Source organism: Maribacter sp. 4G9 (assembly GCF_002742265.1).
In the GTDB taxonomy this organism is placed as follows: domain Bacteria; phylum Bacteroidota; class Bacteroidia; order Flavobacteriales; family Flavobacteriaceae; genus Maribacter.
Genome location: NZ_MDGL01000194.1, coordinates 1 through 20,797 on the forward strand (window position 1 = coordinate 1; position 20,797 = coordinate 20,797).

Sequence of the window (20,797 nt, forward strand, 5' to 3'; positions counted from 1 at the left end):
GGCCATGGGTACCGTAACGTTAAAGCCACGACTAGGTGAAGGAAGGTATGCGACTATTGATTCTTCTATCATATCTTTGTCAAGAATAAAGTACATAAAGGGTTGTTTTGGTTTGACTTATGTTTCACAACACAAATCTCTGCAACCCTGTCTTTCGATCCAAAAAAAGTTTAAACCACTTCATATTTTATATCTCATTGTACACATTTGGTATTCTAAAAGCGTATAATTGTTAAATTATTGTTAAAAAGGTGTCCCTTTCGGTGTCAGTACAAATTCCTTACCCCTTACACCCCCTAAAAACAGTGGTTTTTTAAATTTAAAGAAGACCCTCTTCCTCCGCAAAAGAAACCCGCAACTTTCGTTGCGGGTTTTGTGTTTTAAGAAGTATCAAAAGTATGCTTTTGAAACCGGACTAAAATACAAAACCCAACAAACGCAGTTTGTGAAGGGTTTTATGATTGCCCGGGACTACCATTTGGGATACACGGAGTGAATCCTATGTCGTTGAAATTCTGCTATCGTAAACGATTACCGACGAACGTTGATTATTGAAGCAAACTTATTTTAAACGCATCTCGACTTCGCTCGATGTGACACATATATTTGATTCTTACTTTTAGACAGCTTTTTTTTAATTTTCCTAACTTACCTCCCATGGTACACCCGTTGGTTAGCATCATCATCCCCTTTAAGAATACGTCCGCCTATCTGGAGGAATGCCTGAATTCCGTTCTGGCCCAAAGCTATTCCCATTGGGAAATAATTGCGGTGGACGATCACTCTACGGATGCAAGCCTTAATTTGGTGCAAGATTTCGCCCAAAGGGATACGAGAATCGACGTATATCCAAATACCGGCAAGGGCGTCATACAGGCCTTACAAACGGCCTATGCCCATTGCCGCGGCTCCTTTGTTACCCGAATGGATTCCGACGATATCATGACCCCGGACCGACTGCAGGTCATGACAAATTTGTTGCTGGAACATGGTGAGGGACATGTTGCCGTAGGACAGGTGAAGTATTTTTCTGACCGAGGCATCAGCGATGGCTATGACCGGTACGAAAAATGGCTGAACGTTTTAACCGAAAAAGGAAGGAATTTTACCGAAATCTACAAGGAATGTGTCATCCCCTCCCCTTGCTGGATGGTCTACCGTACCGATTTTGAGGCCTGTGACGGTTTTAACCCATATCGATATCCAGAGGATTACGACCTTACCTTTCGCTTCTATGAAGCCGGACTCAAAATAATTCCCTGCGATAAAACCTTGCTGTATTGGAGGGACTATGACCACAGAACCTCCCGTACCAGCGAACATTACGCCCAAAACTATTTTTTGGGCATAAAACTTCATTACTTCTTAAAGCTAGATCATGATCCAAACCGACCACTTGTTGTCTGGGGTGCCGGATTCAAGGGGAAAAAAATTGCCCAATCGCTCATGGAAAAGAATGTTGAATTCTCATGGATCTGCGATAATCCCAAAAAAATTGGAAAGGAAATCTATGGCCATACCCTGCTTCCCTTCCAGGAGCTTGACCACATTGAACACCCCCAAAGCATTGTTACCGTTGCCAATGAGGAGGCACAAAAGGAAATCAGGGCATTTTTTAAGCACAGGACGATGCGCAATATGTTAGATTACTTCTTTTTTTGCTGATACAGAGAGATTCCGGGCATTGCTCAATGCATCCGGATTTTGCATTTACAAACCGTACGCCCACCGAAAAATTCCAAGGGAAAATCAATTACACCCCACCCTGATGATTTGAACCTTTACGGGGAACATAAAATGGGGAATATCAAGTCAAAATAAGTATCTTTGACCAATCACTTAAAGGAATGCAGTTTAAATATCCAGAACTTGTTTGGGCCCTTTTGTTACTGGCCATTCCCATAATCATTCACCTTTTTCAGCTTCGCCGTTTTAAGAAAACCCCCTTTACCAATGTAAAATTGCTCAAAAAGGTCGTATCCGAATCCAGAAAGAGCAGTGTTCTGAAAAAGTGGCTTATCCTTCTGACAAGAATGGGCATTTTTACAGGTTTGATCCTAGCTTTTGCCCAGCCCTTTAGTGCCAATGAGAATGCCCTTAAACATCAGGAAACGGTCATTTATCTGGACAATTCCTTTAGCATGCAGGCAAAATTGGATAACGGTACCCTATTGCAAAATATGGTGCAGGAACTTATTAGGACCGTACCCAAAAACAGCCCGTTTAGCCTATTCACCAATGATAAGGTTTTTGAGGACGTTGAAATTGCGGATATACAGAACGAGTTGATCGACCTCTCCCCTAGTATGAACCAATTGTCGCTGGACCAGGTACTTTTAAGAAGCACTTCCATGTACGATACCGATCCGGCCTCCCTAAAAAGAACGGTACTTATTTCGGATTTTCAGGAACGGATGGGACCCTTGCCAAAATTGGATGAAAACCCCAACGTCTATCTAATTCAACAGGTCCCTGAGGATTTGGTGAACGTTTCCATAGATTCCGTTTACATTTCGGATTCGGACACTGAGGTCATTGAACTCACCACCTTACTATCTTCCAACACAAGCCTTGAAACGCACGCTGTTTCCCTTTATAACGGCGATGATCTAATCGCGAAAACATCGGCTGCATTTAACGATTCAAGAAATGCATCTGTGACCTTTTCCGTTCCTGCGAACGAACCTATCGCCGGAAGGATCGTGATTTCGGATACGGGACTCCCCTACGATAACGAATTCTTTTTTAATTTGGAACGTCCAAAAAAAATCAAGGTGCTGGCCATTTCCAATGGGGATATCGACTTTTTAACAAGGATATACAATGCAACCGAATTCGATTTGACTTCCACCCCATTGGGCCAGGTAAACTATGGGGCCATAGAAGATTATGACCTGATAGTTTTAAACGAATTGGAAGAAATACCCACGGGTCTGGAAAATACGCTACGCACGTTCGTTGCCCAAGGCGGAACTTTTGTGGTAATCCCGGCGACTGTTATTGACCTTGCATCCTATAATAGGTTCGCTACCTCTTTTGCCAACACCAACTATGGGGCGTATGTAGTACAGAAAGCGGCCATTTCCACTATTGCTTTTGAGCACCCAATCTTTAGGAATGTCTTCAATAAACGGGTAACCAATTTTCAATATCCAGAGGTCAACAGTTATTTCGGCCTACGTTCAGAGGGGCAAAACGTCCTGACTTTTCAAGACGGGAACCCATTTCTAATAGGCGGTGAGAATTCCTATTTCTTCTCGGCCGCATTGGATGGGGAAAATTCAAATTTCAAGAATTCCCCCCTCATTGTGCCTACCTTTTATAACATGGCCCGCAACAGTCTAAAATTGCCCAAGCTATATCACACCTTGGACAGGTACGAAGAACTGGAAATTCCTGTTTCCTTGCCCAAGGACCATATCCTAAAAATTGCGACCAATGCCTATGAATTCATCCCGCAGCAAATTTCCCTACCCAAAAAAGTTCAATTGACCTTTGATGAAAACCCAACGGAGGATGGTATTTTTCAAATTATGAACGGGGATGAAGTGTTGGGAAAAATCAGTTTTAACTATGATCGCAAGGAGAGTGGGCTTAGGTATCAGGATATTGGCAATATGGAAAGTGACAGGGTTTTTGATTCAATTTTCAAATTTTTCGACGAGGTCCAAAAAACCAACAGCGTCAACGAATTTTGGAAATGGTTTGCTATTTTAGCACTGGTTTTTGTACTAACGGAATCCGCACTTCAAAGGTTCTTAAAATAACTCTTAGATGAACATACTTCTAAAATCAGTAAAGATCATACATGGAAAATCCAAGGAATTCCACCTTAAGAAAAGAGATATTTTAATCAAGAACGGCATCATAGTAATAATTGGGACCGATATTGATGCACCGTCCAAAACAAAAATAATCGACCATAAAAATCTACATGTCTCCCTAGGATGGATAGATACCGGGGCAAGTTTTGGCGAACCGGGGTATGAGGAAAGGGAAACTATTACAAATGGTCTAGATACGGCAGCGAGGAGCGGGTTTACGGATGTAATTTTGAATCCCAACAGTTTTCCCCTCCCCGATAGTAGTTCAGATATTGTTTTCCTGAAAAATGCCGGAAAAGGCCATCTCACCACAATACACCCCTTGGGCAACCTTACGGTAAACGGCAACGGGGAAACCCTGGCGGAACTGTTTGACATGAAAAATGCCGGGGCCGTGGGGTTCTATGACTTCAAACATGCCGTCTCCAACCCCAACCTACTGAAAATCGCCCTGCAATACGCACAAAATTTTAACGGCATGGTGCTATCCTTTCCTATGGACACCCATATAGCCGGTAAGGGAAACGTGAACGAAGGGGCCGTTAGCACCAAACTTGGGTTAAAGGGAATTCCGGCAATGGCCGAAGAGCTTCAGGTTTCCAGGGACCTGTTCATTCTGGAATATACAGGAGGGAAACTGCATATCCCCACCATCAGTACCGCAGACTCCGTAAAACTAATAGCAGCAGCGAAGAAAAAGGGACTCCAGGTTACCTGCAGCGTGGCCGTTCACAACCTATTCCAAACGGACGAAGTGCTGGAGGATTTTGAGAGCAACTACAAGGTCTTGCCTCCTTTACGGACTTCCAAGGATTGCAAAGAACTCATAAAAGCCGTCAAAAATGGCACCATCGATTTTGTGACCGCTGACCATACCCCCCTGAACATTGAGTTGAAAAAGGTGGAATTTGATAATGCCGATTATGGCACCATAGGCCTGGAAAGTAGTTTTGGGGCCTTGAACCAGCTATTTACCTTGGAGGAAACGATTGATATACTCACCCGGGGCAGGGAACTATTCGGGATTGCAATTCCCGAATTTAAAGAAGGTGCCAAAGCAACCTTGACCCTATTCGACCCAGACCCGGAATATACCTTTACCGAAGCCCACATTGCCAGTAGTTCAAAAAACAGTCTATTCTTGGGCCATACACTAAAGGGAACGGTACTAGGAACAATTGCCAACGACCAAATCCACATAAATATCTAGAAGTATGGCAGAAAATGTAGTTGAAGGTAAAAATACGGCCATTATTTCCTATTTGACCCTCATTGGGGCCCTCATAGCCATTACCATGAATATGGAGCCCAAACATGACTTTGCAAGATTTCATATTAGGCAGGCCTTTGGCATCCACCTTTTGTTCCACGCTTTTGCCCTTTTTTCTAGTGTTTGGTACAATCAGTATGGGTTATACGGACTTTACATCTGCTATTTGGCACTTTGGTTTTATGGGTTTCTGGGCGCCCTCAACAATAAAAAGCAAGATGTACCTTTGTTAGGAACCTATTTTCAAAAATGGTTTACCTTTATTCAGTAGCACATGACCACAGCTCCCTTATCTTTAGAACACATCATTAAACCTTCCTCCATAAAACAGGGCAAGGCTCCCGTATTGTTTATGTTACATGGGTACGGAAGCAATGAAGAAGACCTGTTTTCCTTTGCCGAGGAATTGCCCGGCGAGTATTGCATTATTTCCATTAGGGCACCGTATACATTACAACCCTTTGGATACGCCTGGTATGCCATTCATTTTGATAATGAGCAAGGTAAATGGAGCGACGATGCACAAGCCATAGCATCCAGGGATAAAATTGTCGCCTTTATCGAAGAGGCCTGTAATGCCTATCAGCTGGATCAAGAGGATGTTACCTTACTTGGTTTTAGCCAAGGGACCATTCTCAGTTATGCAGTTGCACTCTCCTACCCTGAAAAAATAAAAAGGGTCGTAGCCCTAAGCGGCTATATAAACGAGCGGATTCTTAAAGAAGGTTATGCCGAAAAGGATTTTCAATCGTTAAAAATCTATGCCTCCCACGGGCAGGTAGACCAAGTGATTCCTATAGCTTGGGCCCAAAAGGCTCCTGAACTTCTGAAAGAGCTTGGTATCGCCCATGTATTTGAAGAATTTCCGGTGGGACACGGAGTGGCACCTCAAAATTTTTATTCCCTTAAAAAGTGGTTGGAAGAAAACCGCTAGTTGCTCCTGGTATACAAAAGATGGTCCATTAGGGTGAAATCAACGCCCAAATCATCCTTTAGTTCATACCTGATAAGGATTTCGCCCCAGTATTTTCCATCTGAAAAATCGGCCAAAATCCATTTGTGGTTCAGCACCTTGATCTTATTGATCTTAAAATCGTTCTGCATGCCCTCATAGGGTACCAACGGGTTATCCCCCTTGGACTCATTGGTTTCCAATAATTTATCGGAAATATATCGGGTAGGGTTTTCCAGTTCCAAATGGTCATAGTACGCCAAGGCATCATCGTTATTTTCCAACGAGAAGTACTGCAGCTCCAGAGCTCGCAGTTCCTTTTCCTGCAAGGAATCTTTCAAAGCGTCCACCTTGGTCTCCAAAGTTTGAATCCTATTCGTGTTCACTTTGGACATTTTACTACCACTGACCGCTAGATAAAGGCAAATTAATGCGGCAAAAAGAAATAGGTATAAATAAATATTCTTCTTCATATTTTATATCTCAATAGTAAGATTGTCATAGGCCAAATGTACATTTTCTGGAAGACTCTTTTCAACTTCGGCATGAAAACCCAACAAATGGCTTATATGCGTAAAATATGCCTTCTGTGGCCTCACTTTCTCCACAAAGGCCAGTGCCTCCTCCAAATTAAAATGGGAATGATGGGGTTCTATACGCAAGGCGTTCACGACCAATACCTTGGTGCCGAGAATCTTTTCGAATTCTTCCTTTTCCACTGATTTTACATCGGTCAAATACGTAAAACCACCAATGCGATAGCCAAAAACCTTTAGCCTGTTGTGCATTACCTGAATGGGAGTTACCAACCGGTCGCCCACCTCAAATTCCTCGTCCTTTTGAATATAATTGATTTCCACCGATGGTGCCCCCGGATATCTATCCTTGTCCTGAAATATATAATCGAATCGCTTTTTTAAGGATTTCACGACGCGCTTATGGGCGAAAATGGGAATATCCCCTTGTCTAAAAAAATAAGGCCGAATATCATCGATACCCGCCGTATGGTCCGAATGTTCATGGGTGAAAAGAATCCCGTCCAATCTATTTACTTGATTGACCAACATCTGCTGTCTAAAATCCGGACCACAATCAATCACATAGTTATAGTCACCCCACGAAAGCAAAACCGAAACCCTGAGCCTCTTGTCCCTGGTATCCTTACTCAAACAAACAGGGTGTGCACTACCTATGACAGGAACACCTTGCGAAGTACCCGTTCCAAGAAAAGTAACCTTTAAGCCTTCTTTCATATTCTCCAAATTTAGTCCTTATTTAAGAAAAGAGAGGCCCAAATTGGATTAAGCTTGTGCCAAAATGTATCGCCCATGGGTAATTTAATAATAAGCGGTATTTTTTTGATTGGTTTGGCCATTAGGTTGCCCATTCTTTATAACTTTGTTGAAACAAATTAAAAGAATGGCCTCAGTTTTAAAGAGAGAAAGTGTTTTCGAGAATATACCCTCGATCAAAGCCAAAACTTTAAGAATAAACCTTAATCTGGATATCTACGGAACCTTTGCCGAGATTGGGGCCGGACAGGAAACAGCCCGCCATTTCTTTAGGTCGGGAGGTGCATCGGGTACCATAGCAAAGGCCATGAGTGCCTATGACAAGGACTTTAGTGATGCCATTTATGGCATAGAGGAAGACGGCCGGTATGTGACACAGGCCCGATTGAAGACCATGCTCCAATACGAAATGCAGTTGATGGAGGAAAGGATCAGCCGGGAGAAACACCCCAACAGGGTTTTCTTTTCCTATGCCAACACGGTTGCCACCATTGACTTTTCCAAACGCTATAAAGGCCATGGTTGGGTAGGTATCCGATATCAATTGGATCCAACGCAGAAGGAATACGACGAAATAGTATTGCACGTTCGTTTTAAGCAAAACGAGGCCAGACTTCAACAAGAGACACTTGGTATTTTGGGCGTAAACTTGATTTATGGTGCCTTTTATAAGTACCACAAGCCCAAAAAAATGCTGAAATATCTATACGATCATATAGATAAGGATACCTTGGAAATAGACATGATCAATTTTTCAGGTCCCAATTTCAAGGAAGTGGACAACCGTTTGATGAGCCTTCAATTGATCCGAAACGACATGACCGATGCCGTAATGTTCGGTCCGGACGGAAACAATCTATTACCGGCGGCCGTACTTTACAAAAAAAATATTTTGGCGTTGCGGGGGAGTTTTAGACCCGTTACCAAGGTGAATATGGACATGTTCCAAAAATCCTATGATATTTTTGTACGCGATCCACAGGTAGATCCAGAGAATAGTATCGTAATCTTTGAAATTACCCTTTCAAACTTAAAGGCATCAGGGGAAATTGACGAGGAGGATTTTATGGACCGTGCGGAATTACTATGTTCCCTGGGGCACTGCGTAATGATTTCCAAATTTCAGGAATATTACAAACTGGTGGAATATTTCAACAATTACACCAAAAACAGGATAGGTCTTACCATGGGGGTCAATAACCTAGTAGATATTTTTGATGAAAAATACTATCGCCATTTAAGCGGTGGCATTTTGGAGGCCTTTGGAAAACTGTTCTTCAAGGATTTACAGGTCTATCTCTATCCCATGAAGAACCCGGATACCGGCCAAGTGATGACCAGTAACAACGTGAAGGTACATCCAAGGATGAAGGAGCTCTACAAGTTCTTCAAATACAATGGCAAGGTCATGGACATAATAGACTATGAACCGGATATCATGGATATTTTCTCCAGGGATGTACTGAGAAAAATTATGAACGGGGAAGATGGATGGGAAGAAATGCTTCCAGAAGGTATTGCCGAAATCATCAAGGAAAAAAACCTGTTCAATAAAAAGGAACTTTCCAAACCGGAAGAAATTGAGAAGGAGATAGAAAAAAAGTAGCCCCATAGAAAGGCGGATATTTTAAATAGTTTCGGGGACATGGAAGGACTTGTAATAGTTCCATTTTAATACCTCACAAGTAGCAAATCCCAAAATGATAACTTTGTAAAACGCCTACTTCTTACATCATCCAAGTTTTCAATAAATACCCAAAAAAAGAACCCCGTTTTTAGGAAAAAAGCCTTAAAAACGAGGTACTTATTTTAGAACCGGAATGTTGGCCCCGATTTATTTTGGGTTGGACCTATTTTTGAAAGCCCCAATTCTAATACAATAATTGGGCGGCGTGGTCCTTGGTCTTTACTTTGTCTATGACCTTGGAAACTTTACCTTCCTCATTTATAACAAAGGTCATTCTATGGATTCCATCGTATTCCCTTCCCATGAACTTTTTTGGTCCCCAAACACCAAAAACATTAAGGACGGTATGGTCCTCATCTGCCAGTAAAGGAAATGGAAAGTCATATTTGCTTTTGAAATTCGATTGTTGCTTTTGTGAATCGGCACTCACACCAAGAAGCTCATAGCCAGCATCTTGCAAGGATTTATAGTTATCCCTTAAGTTACAAGCCTCTGCGGTACAACCAGGAGTATTTGCCTTTGGATAGAAAAAAACGATCAATTTCTTTCCACTATAATCGGATAAATTAATAGTATTGCCATCCTGATCTTTGGCTGAAAATTCTGGGACCTTATCCCCTTCCTTTAGTGTTTTCATAGTCAATTTTCTTATTATTTTGTTCACTATTATTTTTATAAAATTAAACAAAAATGACGAAGACAGAAAAGGTATCGTTCACAATTTCCACATTACGGGAACTTTATCCCACCATCCCTATTCCCCTAGAACATAAGGATCCGTACACCCTATTGATTGCTGTGCTGATGTCCGCCCAAAGTACGGATGTGAGGGTCAATCAAATAACCCCCCTACTCTTTGAAAAAGCTGACAATCCCTTTGACATGGTAAAAATGAGCATTGCCGAAATTAGGGAGATCATAAAGCCAGTAGGGTTATCACCCATGAAATCCAAAGGAATTCACGGACTTTCAGAAATTTTAATCAAAAAATATAATGGTGAGGTTCCCCAGGAAATCGAGCTACTGAAAGAACTACCCGCCGTTGGCCACAAGACCGCCAGTGTGGTGGTTTCACAGGCATTTGGGATTCCCGCATTCCCTGTGGATACGCATATCCATAGATTAATGTACCGGTGGGGGTTTTCAAACGGAAAAAACGTGGTTCAAACTGAAAAAGATGCCAAAAGACTATTTCCCAAAGAGTTATGGAACGATTTGCATCTACAGATAATATGGTATGGCAGGGATTATTCGCCTGCCAGAGGTTGGGATTTGGACAAGGACATTATCACCAGGACCATTGGAAGAAAATCGGTCATCGATGAATACCTAAGAAAAAAAAAGACCCGCTAGGCGGGTCAGTATTTTAGTTTAAATAGGTTTCGAACTCCATGTCCTTGTACTTTACATCGTACAGTGCCTTTGAAAAACTTAAGAGAAAGTTGATTGTTTTTGGGCAAACTTTTTTAAACTCAGTTCTTTCCTGATAATTAGAGTAAATTTTTTCCATATTTCCATTGTTGTTACATTAAATTAACGCAACTAAAATGGAAATATTGTTTATCTATTTATTCTGACGTATCAATTCGTTAAAACGATATTGTGTTTTTCAATTATTTTTCTTAGGTTGATAAGCGCATATCGCATTCTTCCAAGGGCGGTATTGATACTTACACCGGTATTTTCAGAAATTTCCTTGAAGCTCATATCCTTATAGATGCGCATGATCAAGACTTCCTTTTGGTCATCGGGCAATTCTTCGATCAATTCCCTTAAATCCGTATCAATCTGATCTTTGATCAATTGTTTTTCGGCATTCAATTTGTCATCACCAATTACAGAAAAAATATTAAAGTCATCGCTCCCCTCGAACATTGGCATCCTTTTGTTCTTCCTAAAGTGGTCAATGATCAGGTTGTGCGCAATTCGCATTACCCATGGCAAAAACTTGCCTTCTTCACTATAGTTACCTTTCTTCAGGGTTTTAATAACCTTAATAAAGGTATCCTGAAAAATATCCTCGGTGACATCCCTATCCAAAACTTTGGAATAGATAAAGCTCGTAATACGTTGATTATGTCTATGGATAAGAATCTCCAATGCTTTCTCATCTCCGCTGATGTAATCTCTTACTAGTTCTGAATCTTCAATCTGTAATTCCATATTAGTTACTTTCATTAGGTGACAGGGTGGGGATCCTGATTTTGGTTATTGATTAATTGTAATTAGTTGTTCAATTCTGATATAAAACTAGATAAATCGCACCCTGTAGGAAAAAGTATGTTGTAAAACCGCCCTTTTATGATGTGAAAGTCTAAAAACCTATTTTCTGTACAATAAATGCACATTTTTTTAGTTCGCCGGTACCTTTAAAAACGGTCTTGAGAAAATGAAGATGGTTCGAACACCAGCGCTCTGGAAGGTTATCGATAAAAAAACCCCGGAGAAAATTTCCCCGGGGTTCTTATTGTATGATAGAAAACACGCTTAGTTCAAGATATTTTCAAATTTGATGCCTTTGGCTTCGGTTATATTGAGAGATTTGGAGTAATCCAATAAAAACTTGATTGTTTCTGGTTTTGCGGATACTACTTTAGAGTTGTTTACTTTAGTTTGGTAAATTTTTTCCATATTACTTCCGTTTTGGTTTCGGTTAAAGAACGCCAACGGAACCAATATAGTAGATCCACTCGACCTGTTACCAATTAATTCGTTAAAACTATACTATTCGCCTCAACAAGCTTTCTTAGGTTTATCAAGGCGTAACGCATTCTTCCTAAAGCCGTATTGATACTTACGCCCGTGTTTTCAGAAATTTCCTTAAAGCTCATATCCTTGTAAAGGCGCATTTCCAAAACCTCTTGCTGGTCTTCTGGAAGTTCCTTTATCATCCTTGCCAAATCCGTATCAATTTGTTCCTTGATCAATTGTTTTTCCGCGTTTAGCTTTTCGTCCCCCATTAAGGAAAAAATACTGAAGGAATCCGTACCGTCGCACATGGGCATTCGATTGCTTTTTCTAAAGTGATCTATAATAAGGTTGTGTGCAATGCGCATCACCCAAGGCAAAAATTTACCTTCTTCATTATAGGCACCTCGTTTGAGTGTACGTATAACCTTCATAAAGGTATCCTGAAAAATGTCTTCTGTCAATTCACGGTCTCCTACCTTGGAGTAGATGAAGCCCGTTAAACGTGCATTGTGACGGTTGATAAGAACCTCAATGGCCCTTTCGTTACCGTTCATGTAGTATTTTACTAGCTGGGAATCTTCAAGTTCCTGTATCATAAGCCTTACTTTTGTGGGTTAAATTGGGGGTCCAAGTACCAAAATGGTCATAGGACATTTAAAACTTTTTTAACTTCAAAAGTAATTTTAGGCTATAGGCTCTTGTTTTTATTGAAGCTCAAAGATATAAAAAAATAAATACTCCAAAAAAAATGTGAAAAAGTACTCGACGAAATGAGATTTGGGGCAAATGGATTTTAACCTAACGGTCAAGTCGTATCTTTGCAACTTTAATAACTCATATGATTACGATATCCCAAGTTGACCCCAAAAAAAACATCATTATCAAGGGCGCAAAGTTGCACAACCTAAAAAATATTGATGTTGTCATTCCTAGAAACAAGTTGGTGGTCATTACGGGACTTTCCGGATCTGGAAAGTCAAGTTTGGCTTTCGATACGCTTTTTGCCGAAGGACAAAGAAGGTATGTAGAAAGTCTTTCTTCCTATGCCAGACAATTCCTTGGAAAATTGGACAAACCAAAAGTCGATTATATAAAAGGTATTGCCCCTGCCATTGCCATTGAGCAAAAAGTAAATTCGACCAATCCAAGATCTACGGTTGGCACTACTACTGAGATCTATGATTATATAAAGCTACTTTACGCCCGCATTGGGAGAACATTCTCTCCCATAACAGGTAATGAGGTAAAAAAAAATACCGTATCCGATGTCATTGAACACGTAAGGCAATTTGATACGGATACCAAATTATTGCTACTCGCCCCCGTTACCATTCGCGATGACCGCGATGCTTTAAAATCGCTTCAGTTATTTTCAAAACAAGGCTATGCTAGGATAAAATACCAGGGGAAAGTTATCAGAATAGACCAGGCCCCAGAAGATATAGGCAAAGAATTTGAACTTGTGGTGGATAGGATTATCACCAAGGACGATGAAGATTTTTACAATCGATTAGCGAATGCCGTGGACAATGCCTTTTTTGAAGGCAAAGGGCAATGTATCATCGAAGAGCTCCCTACATCCAACCAACGAATTTTCAGCAACAGATTTGATTTGGACGGAATGACATTTTTAGAACCTAACGTGCATCTCTTCAGTTTTAACAATCCGTACGGGGCCTGTCCCAAATGTGAAGGATACGGGGATGTAATTGGTATCGACGAGGATCTGGTAATCCCCAACACGACACTATCCATTTTTGAAAATGCCGTTTTTCCATGGAGGGGCGAAAGTATGGGGTGTTACCGCGACCAATTGGTCAATAGTGCCTATAAATTTGATTTTCCCATTCATAAACCCTGGTTTGAACTGTCTGAAGAACAAAAAAAATTGGTCTGGGACGGAAACAAACACTTCATCGGCCTGCATAAATTTTTTGAAACGCTAGAGGAAAAAAGCTATAAAATTCAAAATAGGGTAATGCTTTCCCGTTACAGAGGAAAGACAAAATGTAACATTTGTAATGGAAAAAGACTAAGACCGGAGACGGAATATGTAAAAATTGGCGGGAAATCCATTTCTGATTTAGTGGGTATTCCCATTGAGCGCCTGATTCCTTTTTTCAACGATTTGGAACTGACCAAGCACGATGCAAAAATAGCGGACAGACTTTTAAAGGAAATCAATTCCCGTTTGGGTTTCTTGGACAAAGTGGGGCTCAGTTACCTAACCCTGAACAGAAAGTCCAATACCTTATCCGGAGGAGAAAGCCAGCGAATTAACCTGGCCACCTCTTTGGGGAGTAGCCTGGTAGGTTCCATGTACATTCTGGATGAACCAAGTATAGGACTTCACCCAAAGGATACCGAAAACTTGATCGAAGTATTGCTTTCCCTAAGGGATTTGGGCAATACGGTCATTGTGGTGGAACATGACGAGGATATTATGAAAGCTGCGGACGAGGTTATCGATATTGGTCCGGAAGCCGGTACCCATGGAGGAAATATTGTTGCCCAGGGTACTCTGGAGGAAATCTTGAAATCCTCTTCACTTACAGCAAGCTATCTTAACGGAACCATGAATATTGAGATTCCCAAAGAGCGGCGTACTTCAAAGAATCATATAGAAATAATAGGTTGTAGGGCAAACAACCTCAAAAATATCAATGTTACTTTTCCATTGGATATGCTAACCGTGGTAACGGGCGTATCGGGAAGTGGTAAAAGTACCTTGGTCAAAAAATTGTTATATCCCATAATTCTTAAGGAAACCGGGGGTTATGGGGAAAAAGCAGGGCAGTTTAGTTCGGTCAACGGAAAATACAAGCATATAAAACATGTAGAATTTGTGGATCAAAATCCCATAGGTCGCTCATCCCGTTCCAACCCCGTTACCTATATAAAGGCCTATGACGATATACGGAATCTTTTCGCAAGTCAAAAGTTGAGTAAAATAAGGAATTATCAGGCCAAACACTTTTCATTCAATGTAGACGGAGGTAGGTGTGAGAAATGCAAGGGCGAAGGAGAAATTACGGTAGAAATGCAGTTTATGGCCGATGTGCATCTGGAATGCGATACCTGTGGTGGAAAGCGATTTAAAAAGGATGTATTGGAAGTTGCTTTCAACCATAAGAACATCGATGATATCTTGAACATGACCATTGATGATGCCATATCCTTCTTTGAATCTGGTGAGCAGCTAAAAATTGTAAGTAAATTAAAGCCCTTACAGGATGTTGGATTGGGGTACGTAACGCTAGGGCAGTCTTCCTCTACCTTATCCGGCGGCGAGGCACAGCGCATAAAACTGGCATCCTTCCTGGTAAAAGGAGCTACTAAGGACAAGGCCCTTTTTATATTTGACGAGCCCACAACTGGACTTCATTTTCATGACATCCAAAAATTATTAAAATCCTTTAATGCCTTGATAAAAAAAGGACACTCCATAGTAGTTATTGAGCACAACATTGAGCTCATCAAGTGTGCCGATTATATCATCGATCTGGGACCGGGCGGTGGCGAAAACGGGGGACAATTATTAGCCGAGGGCACCCCTGAGGAAGTGGCAAAAAACAAAAAATCGTACACTGCAAACTACCTAAAAGAAAAATTGGTCTAATTTAAAATTTTATTTTCTTTAGAAATATATTTTATTAAATAATTGTTTTTCAATTACTTAAATATATTATTTCATTTCTGGCACGCTCTTTGTTTTATGTAAGTCGAGTGTAAATAGTTGCACTTGGAATTTAAAACCTTATATCATGAAAAATTTAGTACTCCTTTTTACGGCGATGATTTTAGGCACTACAGGTGTCTTGGCCAACGGTACAGTAGAAGATAAGGTTGCAACGCGCAATGCTTATAGGTACAACAACTCCTTTATTTTTGTTGAGAATGGCATTACGTTTTCAGTATACCCAGATGGGGAGTTCGACTTTTACATTGAGGATTATGTAACTGGAAGAAGAAACGGAATTACCTTCAACTCAGGATATGACTACAGTCCATATGCACAGTATGATGATTACGGCGCGGTGATTCAAGTAGAGAACGTTCCTATTTATTACGACTTCTATGGAAGGGTTACCCAAATAGGTGATGTGGACATCAGATACAGAAACAATAGGGTTCGTAGCGTAGGTGGCATGTATGTGTTCTATAACAATAGAGGTTTCTATGATTACCATACAGGTTTCATAAACATTTATAACAGACATTATGTATATCGCCCATTTCACGGGTTTTTCGTAAGACCCGCCATAGGATTCGCATTGGTTTTCAATAGACCTTACAGAAGGTTTTACACGCCAATAAGGTACACCTATTACACACCTTATAGATTCAATACCCGTAGGGCGTATGTAAACATTGGAAGAGAACATAGATACAATCAAGTGCGACGTGAAAGGGCGAGTATCTATAGAAATGATAATCGGGTAGCCGTAAGGGAGAATTCCTATAGAGGTAACAAAAGTACGGCTTACAGAAACAATGACGGTGTTCGTTCCAACAATAACACGGCGAGAAGAAGTGATGATTTTAAGTCTGGAAGAAGTGTGGCCTCAAGCAACAATGGACGAAAAACGGATAATTCCGTAAGAAGATCGTCAACTGTGAACAGAAGCAGTTCAACAACGGTAAGGCGCGGTAGTGATAATAATACAGTTAGAAGTAACGAAAAAAGAAATGTGGTATCTACAAGGGAGGTAACCAAAACTCCAAGAAGTACTACGGTAAAAAGAAGTACTACTACGTATTCATCACCTACTAACAGAAGTACGGCAAGCCGTAGTAACGATAGTAGGACCGTCACCCAAAGAAGCGTAAAAAGGACCGTTACACCTTCCAACAATAGAAGTACTACGGTCAGTAAATCGACAAGATCGGTCAGTAAAGCTCCATCTAGAGGTACTACCCGAAGCAGTAATACAAGATCCGCTTCTAGAAGGAATTATGAATAATTAAGATAGTTTTTAGGTTGGTTAGTTGTTTAGCCCTGTAGCAGATACGTTTGCTACAGGGCTTTTTTTTGAGGGTCTTATTGTAGGAATTTTAAAAACTCCCTTTTGTTGAATGGAATTGAGCCATCCTTATTTACATAGTGTCCATTAGGATACTTATTGCAATTCGATTACATTTTTATTCGTGTGGATCAATCCATCTGCAGGAAACCTAGTAGATTTCCAAACATCCAATTTACAGGCAAATTGAAAAAAATACATCCAAAATTAATCAAACAATTATTACTATTAATATTGATACTATTTTTTGGCGGATTGATATTCGACTCCATGTTACCCTATATTTCCGGGGTTTTGGGGGCGCTTACGCTATATGTCATCCTTAAAAAATGGATGAAAAAACTACATAAAACAGGGTTGGGAAAAAGGTGGTCCGCGATTACACTAATACTATTGGCTACCATTAGTATATGCATTCCCTTGTCCGGTGCCGTATACATGTTGGGATTCAAGATAGGAAACTTGGCCGATAAGTCAGAACAGGTAATCAGCGCATTCAAGGAACAGGTCTTTGTATTGGAAAAGCATTTGGATTATGACGTTTCCAACGCCATAGACCCCCAACAGGCATCAGGTTGGGTGACCGAAAACCTTTCTGGATTTGCAAGTAGTACCTTGAACGTAGTTATTTCTCTAGGGGTCCTCCTAATAATCCTTTATTACATGTTAATAAGCCCAAAGGAAATGAGGGATTCCTTGATGGAATATATTCCGCTAAGTAACAAAACCCTGGTTACCTTGGGCAATGAAATCGACAAGGTAGTACGCTCCAATGCCATTGCGATACCCCTAGTAGCCCTGGCACAGGGAATCATCGCGCTTATTGGGTTTTATATATTTGATATAGATAACCCTTGGTTTTGGTTCGTGATAGTTACCATTGGTTCCATGATTCCCTTTATTGGAACGTTTATAGGTATATTTCCCGTTTTTGTTTTAAGTCTTGCCAGCGGAAACGATTTTCAGGCATGGGGTATACTCATCTATGGGTTGGTCGTAGTTGGCTCTACGGACAATCTTATTAGACTATTGCTACTTCAAAAACTGGATAGTATTCATCCGTTGATAACATTGATCGGGGTGCTATTGGGTATACCCCTATTTGGATTTGTAGGATTAATATTCGGACCCTTGATCGTAAACCTTTTCTTGATTTTGTTGAAAGTCTATAAAGGACAATACGGCGTACAAAAAGCTGAAAAAGCTCGGCAAATATGAATTATTTTCTGCCTAGGTATTTATCAAGTATTGAATGAATATCCTCTGAAATCCGGAACTTATAAAGTACCATAAAATAAACCACAGTAATTAAAATACTCTTGACCCCAATTTTTACGATGGGGTGAAATGAAAACGGTATTGAAGAAAAGACAATCGCCAAACCTAGTACCAACAAAAAGACTTTTAAGGTCTCCATTGTAAACGGTTGTAGACCAAACTTGGATTTCACGTAATACAACTTTAAGGAATTGTAGATGAAAAATGCCGAAAAGCTGGCTATTGCAGCTCCCTGTAGCCCAAATTTTGGAATCAACCATAGATTGAAACCAACGGCCAATAGGGCCAACATAACGCCAAAGAACAAAACCGATGTGTAGTATTTTGAATTGAACAAAATCGAATTGTTGTTGCCCAATAAGGAGTCATATACCTTTACTAGGCCAATCCAAAACACAATGATATAACCTTCACTATAATCCGATGGTAAAAGTCGATACAAGTCGTGCAAATTAAGCAGTATCAAAACCAATAACAGGGCCGAAACGATAAACAGGGTCAAAGAGCTTTTCCGATACAATCCGCCCAAAGACTTCAAATCATTTTTATTGATATACTCCGCCGTCATGGGATAGGTTATCTGATGCATCGCCCTACTGGGCACGGCAATCACCGTGGCCATAAATCCTGCAACGGCATAAAAGGCAACGTTTTCTATGGGCAAATAATTATTGAGCATCACCTTGTCCACCTCCATAAGTACAATGGCGGTAGAGCCACCCAAGATAATCAAGGCACTATATTGAAGGATTTCCCTCCAATTAGGGGGTAGTACGGTCGTCAATTTTGGAAAACGAAGACGATAGGCATACAGTTTCATGATACCCACCCTAAGGATATAAAAACCCACCAGGGCATTGATGAATTGGGGAACATCCAGAACCTTCAACCACAACAGAATCAATAATATGCTCTGCCCCACCCTACAGAAAATCTCTTTCATGAAATTTCCAAAGACCGATTTCATCCTGATTCTGGCCCAGGCATAGAATACCTCAAAATATGCCATGGAAATCCCGATCAGGAATATTTGCCATAAATAATCCCGTACTATGGGGTTTTCCCTGGAAAGCAACCCCCCAATGGTCTCATTGGCCAAAAAACTGATGAAACCTATGGGTATGATGAACAGCAGCGGTAAAAAGAGCATCATCCCCAAAAAGCGGTCCTGTTCCCGTTCCGTTTTAAAACTGCTATAAAACTTGACCAAACTGTTGGGGACACCAAAGGCTAGAATGGGCATGAGAACACCGGAAACGGATAGAATCAATTGTACCAGCCCATAATGGTCCGGTTGCATAAAATTTGTATAGAGAAATAGCGTATTTAGCGCGCCAATGGCAAAACCAACGTAGGTTACGATGGTATTGTTCAAGGACTGTTTTAGTACGATACCCATCTTATATGTAATCCGCGAATTGCCTTGTTAGTTCCTGCCTACTGTAACGTTCAATGTTGATCGCCGAAACCTTTAAGGAATTATTTTTATAGCGTTGAAACCAGTTCAAAAGTACACTTTTAAGCTCGTATTCATTGGCATAATCAAAAAACTGTCCTGATGCCGTTTCGGAAATCATTTCGGCTACTTCCCAATGGGCCGGACCAATCCCCAGAATAGGTCTTTTGGCCCTCAAATATTCAAAAAACTTACCCGGAATGATTCCAATGGTCTCCTTTGAATCGATTTCCACCAACAATAAAACCTGTGATCTATGTTGAAAGGAAACCGCTTCTTCATGTGGTACGTACCCAAGGATACGTGCATATTCGCGTATCCCGAATTCGGTCAGGGAATCCAAGATATCCTGACCCACGACCCCCACAAAATTAAGCTGTAAGGAGTCTTTAAAGTCGGCATGTTCCTGAACCAATTCGCCCAATACCTTCCATAAATTAAGTGGGTTTCGTTTGGTAAGCATGGAGCCAATATGGGCGATGGTGAACTTTTCATCCAAGGTAACAGGCTTTCTTTCCCCCATTTCAAAACCATTGGTGATTACTTTGATGGGTTTTGAGGTTAGGCTCTGGAATTCTTGTTTTGTGGTCTTGCTCGTGACCACGATTTTATCGGCGGTATTCAATACCTTTTGCTCGAGTTGCTTATGCTTTTTTTTTGCCGATGCCGTTAACTTCAACTTTTTGTGATAGCCAATGGAAGTCCACGGATCCCTAAAATCAGCTATCCACTGAAGGCCCGATCGTTCTTTCAATTTTAGACCGATTAAATGCACGCTATGCGGGGGGCCCGTGGTAATTATGGTTTCTATAGCTTCCTTCTTCAAAAGGGGAGCTAAAAATTCCACCGATGGATTCACCCAAAATTTACGGGCATCGGGGATAAAAAAATTGCCCCGTACCCAAAGCATGATACGTTCCAATACAGACTGATTTTTTTCTGTAATGACGCCAGAACTAATACGTTCGGTCTTCTTCCCCGATACCCATTTTGATAGGCCATAGGGTTCAAAAATTATATGTTCCAGTATCTTTACATCCTTGGATACGTCCTTGAACAAGGAAGCATCCTTTAAAGGATAATGGGGATTTTTTGGAATATACACGATAGGCTCCACACCAAAACCCCTAAAATATTTTACAAATTTCAGCCATCGTTGTACTCCAGGACCCCCTGCCGGAGGCCAGTAATACGTAATGACCAAAACCTTCTTCATCTACTTAATGTTTTTCGTTCAAATGAAAATCTGGGGAATAAATGGTTCTAGCATGGATCGAACGCCGTGCATTCGCGTACTCCTGATAACTATCGGGATAATTATGT

At 40.8% G+C, this 20,797-nt stretch carries 19 protein-coding genes; 10 read left to right on the forward strand and 9 right to left on the reverse strand.

Annotated features, from left to right (window positions below):
• Positions 1–657: 657 nt before the first annotated feature.
• From BFP75_RS20630 to BFP75_RS20650, 5 genes are all read left to right on the forward strand, one after another.
• Positions 658–1,665: a glycosyltransferase family 2 protein gene (locus BFP75_RS20630; RefSeq protein WP_099547212.1), complete on the forward strand. Its 1,008-nt coding sequence runs from the start codon at positions 658–660 to the stop codon at positions 1,663–1,665.
• Positions 1,666–1,847: 182 nt separating this feature from the next.
• Positions 1,848–3,767, forward strand: coding sequence for a BatA domain-containing protein (locus tag BFP75_RS20635; RefSeq protein WP_099547213.1), 1,920 nt, complete (start codon positions 1,848–1,850; stop codon positions 3,765–3,767).
• 7 nt (positions 3,768–3,774) lie between these two features.
• Positions 3,775–5,034, forward strand: coding sequence for a dihydroorotase (locus tag BFP75_RS20640; RefSeq protein ID WP_099547214.1), 1,260 nt, complete (start codon positions 3,775–3,777; stop codon positions 5,032–5,034).
• Between the two features lie 4 nt (positions 5,035–5,038).
• Positions 5,039–5,365, forward strand: coding sequence for a hypothetical protein (locus BFP75_RS20645; RefSeq protein ID WP_099547215.1), 327 nt, complete (start codon positions 5,039–5,041; stop codon positions 5,363–5,365).
• A gap of 3 nt (positions 5,366–5,368) precedes the next feature.
• The gene (locus tag BFP75_RS20650; RefSeq protein WP_099547216.1) at positions 5,369–6,028 is read left to right on the forward strand and encodes an alpha/beta hydrolase; all 660 of its coding nucleotides are present in this window, start codon (positions 5,369–5,371) and stop codon (positions 6,026–6,028) included.
• On the opposite strand, the gene BFP75_RS20655 is transcribed toward BFP75_RS20650, so the two are convergent.
• Both BFP75_RS20655 and BFP75_RS20660 read right to left on the reverse strand, forming a co-directional pair.
• Positions 6,025–6,519: a hydrolase gene (locus BFP75_RS20655; RefSeq protein ID WP_099547217.1), complete on the reverse strand. Its 495-nt coding sequence runs from the start codon at positions 6,517–6,519 to the stop codon at positions 6,025–6,027. The genes BFP75_RS20650 and BFP75_RS20655 overlap by 4 nt on opposite strands.
• 3 nt (positions 6,520–6,522) lie before the next feature.
• Complete coding sequence (locus BFP75_RS20660) at positions 6,523–7,299, reverse strand: MBL fold metallo-hydrolase (RefSeq protein WP_099547218.1); 777 nt, start codon at positions 7,297–7,299, stop codon at positions 6,523–6,525.
• A gap of 166 nt (positions 7,300–7,465) precedes the next feature.
• Between BFP75_RS20660 and BFP75_RS20665 the strand changes: the two genes are divergently transcribed.
• The gene (locus BFP75_RS20665) at positions 7,466–8,944 is read left to right on the forward strand and encodes a nicotinate-nucleotide adenylyltransferase (protein ID WP_099547219.1); all 1,479 of its coding nucleotides are present in this window, start codon (positions 7,466–7,468) and stop codon (positions 8,942–8,944) included.
• 265 nt (positions 8,945–9,209) lie between these two features.
• Here the strand turns inward: BFP75_RS20665 and bcp are convergent, their stop codons facing one another.
• Complete coding sequence (gene bcp, locus BFP75_RS20670; protein ID WP_099547309.1) at positions 9,210–9,662, reverse strand: thioredoxin-dependent thiol peroxidase; 453 nt, start codon at positions 9,660–9,662, stop codon at positions 9,210–9,212.
• A 53-nt stretch (positions 9,663–9,715) separates the two neighbouring features.
• Between bcp and BFP75_RS20675 the strand changes: the two genes are divergently transcribed.
• Complete coding sequence (locus BFP75_RS20675) at positions 9,716–10,378, forward strand: endonuclease III domain-containing protein (protein ID WP_099547220.1); 663 nt, start codon at positions 9,716–9,718, stop codon at positions 10,376–10,378.
• 13 nt (positions 10,379–10,391) lie between these two features.
• Here the strand turns inward: BFP75_RS20675 and BFP75_RS22025 are convergent, their stop codons facing one another.
• The 4 genes from BFP75_RS22025 to BFP75_RS20685 all read right to left on the reverse strand — a co-directional run bounded on the left by BFP75_RS22025 (position 10,392) and on the right by BFP75_RS20685 (position 12,312).
• Positions 10,392–10,535, reverse strand: coding sequence for a hypothetical protein (locus tag BFP75_RS22025; protein WP_165776651.1), 144 nt, complete (start codon positions 10,533–10,535; stop codon positions 10,392–10,394).
• Positions 10,536–10,606: 71 nt separating this feature from the next.
• Positions 10,607–11,188, reverse strand: a complete 582-nt coding sequence (locus BFP75_RS20680; RefSeq protein ID WP_099547310.1) for an RNA polymerase sigma factor — start codon at positions 11,186–11,188, stop codon at positions 10,607–10,609.
• Between the two features lie 324 nt (positions 11,189–11,512).
• Complete coding sequence (locus BFP75_RS22030) at positions 11,513–11,656, reverse strand: hypothetical protein (protein WP_165776652.1); 144 nt, start codon at positions 11,654–11,656, stop codon at positions 11,513–11,515.
• Positions 11,657–11,730: 74 nt separating this feature from the next.
• A complete protein-coding gene (locus BFP75_RS20685) occupies positions 11,731–12,312 on the reverse strand; it encodes a sigma-70 family RNA polymerase sigma factor (RefSeq protein WP_099547221.1) in 582 nt (193 codons plus the stop codon).
• Positions 12,313–12,554: 242 nt separating this feature from the next.
• On the opposite strand from BFP75_RS20685, the gene uvrA reads away from it, so the two are divergent.
• The 3 genes from uvrA (at position 12,555) to BFP75_RS20700 (ending at position 17,958) form a co-directional block, all read left to right on the forward strand.
• Positions 12,555–15,335: an excinuclease ABC subunit UvrA gene (gene uvrA / locus BFP75_RS20690; protein ID WP_099547222.1), complete on the forward strand. Its 2,781-nt coding sequence runs from the start codon at positions 12,555–12,557 to the stop codon at positions 15,333–15,335.
• 145 nt (positions 15,336–15,480) lie between these two features.
• The gene (locus tag BFP75_RS20695; protein ID WP_099547223.1) at positions 15,481–16,680 is read left to right on the forward strand and encodes a hypothetical protein; all 1,200 of its coding nucleotides are present in this window, start codon (positions 15,481–15,483) and stop codon (positions 16,678–16,680) included.
• 246 nt (positions 16,681–16,926) lie between these two features.
• Entirely contained in the window at positions 16,927–17,958 is a 1,032-nt protein-coding gene (locus BFP75_RS20700; RefSeq protein ID WP_099547311.1) for an AI-2E family transporter, read from the forward strand.
• 1 nt (position 17,959) lies between these two features.
• Here the strand turns inward: BFP75_RS20700 and BFP75_RS20705 are convergent, their stop codons facing one another.
• Together BFP75_RS20705 and BFP75_RS20710 are read right to left on the reverse strand one after the other, a co-directional pair.
• Entirely contained in the window at positions 17,960–19,417 is a 1,458-nt protein-coding gene (locus tag BFP75_RS20705; RefSeq protein ID WP_099547224.1) for a polysaccharide biosynthesis C-terminal domain-containing protein, read from the reverse strand.
• A gap of 1 nt (position 19,418) precedes the next feature.
• Positions 19,419–20,690: a glycosyltransferase family 4 protein gene (locus BFP75_RS20710; RefSeq protein ID WP_099547225.1), complete on the reverse strand. Its 1,272-nt coding sequence runs from the start codon at positions 20,688–20,690 to the stop codon at positions 19,419–19,421.
• Positions 20,691–20,797: the final 107 nt, after the last annotated feature.

Bases quoted from the DNA above. Each gene is read 5' to 3' on its own strand.
- BFP75_RS20640 (WP_099547214.1), top strand. From the start codon at position 3,775: ATGAACATACTTCTAAAATCAGTAAAGATCATACATGGAAAATCCAAG.
- BFP75_RS20675 (WP_099547220.1), top strand. From the start codon at position 9,716: ATGACGAAGACAGAAAAGGTATCGTTCACAATTTCCACATTACGGGAA.
- BFP75_RS20705 (WP_099547224.1), bottom strand. From the start codon at position 19,417: ATGGGTATCGTACTAAAACAGTCCTTGAACAATACCATCGTAACCTAC.
- BFP75_RS20680 (WP_099547310.1), bottom strand. From the start codon at position 11,188: ATGGAATTACAGATTGAAGATTCAGAACTAGTAAGAGATTACATCAGC.
- BFP75_RS22030 (WP_165776652.1), bottom strand. From the start codon at position 11,656: ATGGAAAAAATTTACCAAACTAAAGTAAACAACTCTAAAGTAGTATCC.
- BFP75_RS20695 (WP_099547223.1), top strand. From the start codon at position 15,481: ATGAAAAATTTAGTACTCCTTTTTACGGCGATGATTTTAGGCACTACA.
- BFP75_RS20685 (WP_099547221.1), bottom strand. From the start codon at position 12,312: ATGATACAGGAACTTGAAGATTCCCAGCTAGTAAAATACTACATGAAC.
- bcp (WP_099547309.1), bottom strand. From the start codon at position 9,662: ATGAAAACACTAAAGGAAGGGGATAAGGTCCCAGAATTTTCAGCCAAA.
- BFP75_RS20655 (WP_099547217.1), bottom strand. From the start codon at position 6,519: ATGAAGAAGAATATTTATTTATACCTATTTCTTTTTGCCGCATTAATT.
- BFP75_RS20635 (WP_099547213.1), top strand. From the start codon at position 1,848: ATGCAGTTTAAATATCCAGAACTTGTTTGGGCCCTTTTGTTACTGGCC.
- BFP75_RS20650 (WP_099547216.1), top strand. From the start codon at position 5,369: ATGACCACAGCTCCCTTATCTTTAGAACACATCATTAAACCTTCCTCC.
- BFP75_RS20645 (WP_099547215.1), top strand. From the start codon at position 5,039: ATGGCAGAAAATGTAGTTGAAGGTAAAAATACGGCCATTATTTCCTAT.
- BFP75_RS20710 (WP_099547225.1), bottom strand. From the start codon at position 20,690: ATGAAGAAGGTTTTGGTCATTACGTATTACTGGCCTCCGGCAGGGGGT.
- uvrA (WP_099547222.1), top strand. From the start codon at position 12,555: ATGATTACGATATCCCAAGTTGACCCCAAAAAAAACATCATTATCAAG.
- BFP75_RS20665 (WP_099547219.1), top strand. From the start codon at position 7,466: ATGGCCTCAGTTTTAAAGAGAGAAAGTGTTTTCGAGAATATACCCTCG.
- BFP75_RS20660 (WP_099547218.1), bottom strand. From the start codon at position 7,299: ATGAAAGAAGGCTTAAAGGTTACTTTTCTTGGAACGGGTACTTCGCAA.
- BFP75_RS20630 (WP_099547212.1), top strand. From the start codon at position 658: ATGGTACACCCGTTGGTTAGCATCATCATCCCCTTTAAGAATACGTCC.
- BFP75_RS22025 (WP_165776651.1), bottom strand. From the start codon at position 10,535: ATGGAAAAAATTTACTCTAATTATCAGGAAAGAACTGAGTTTAAAAAA.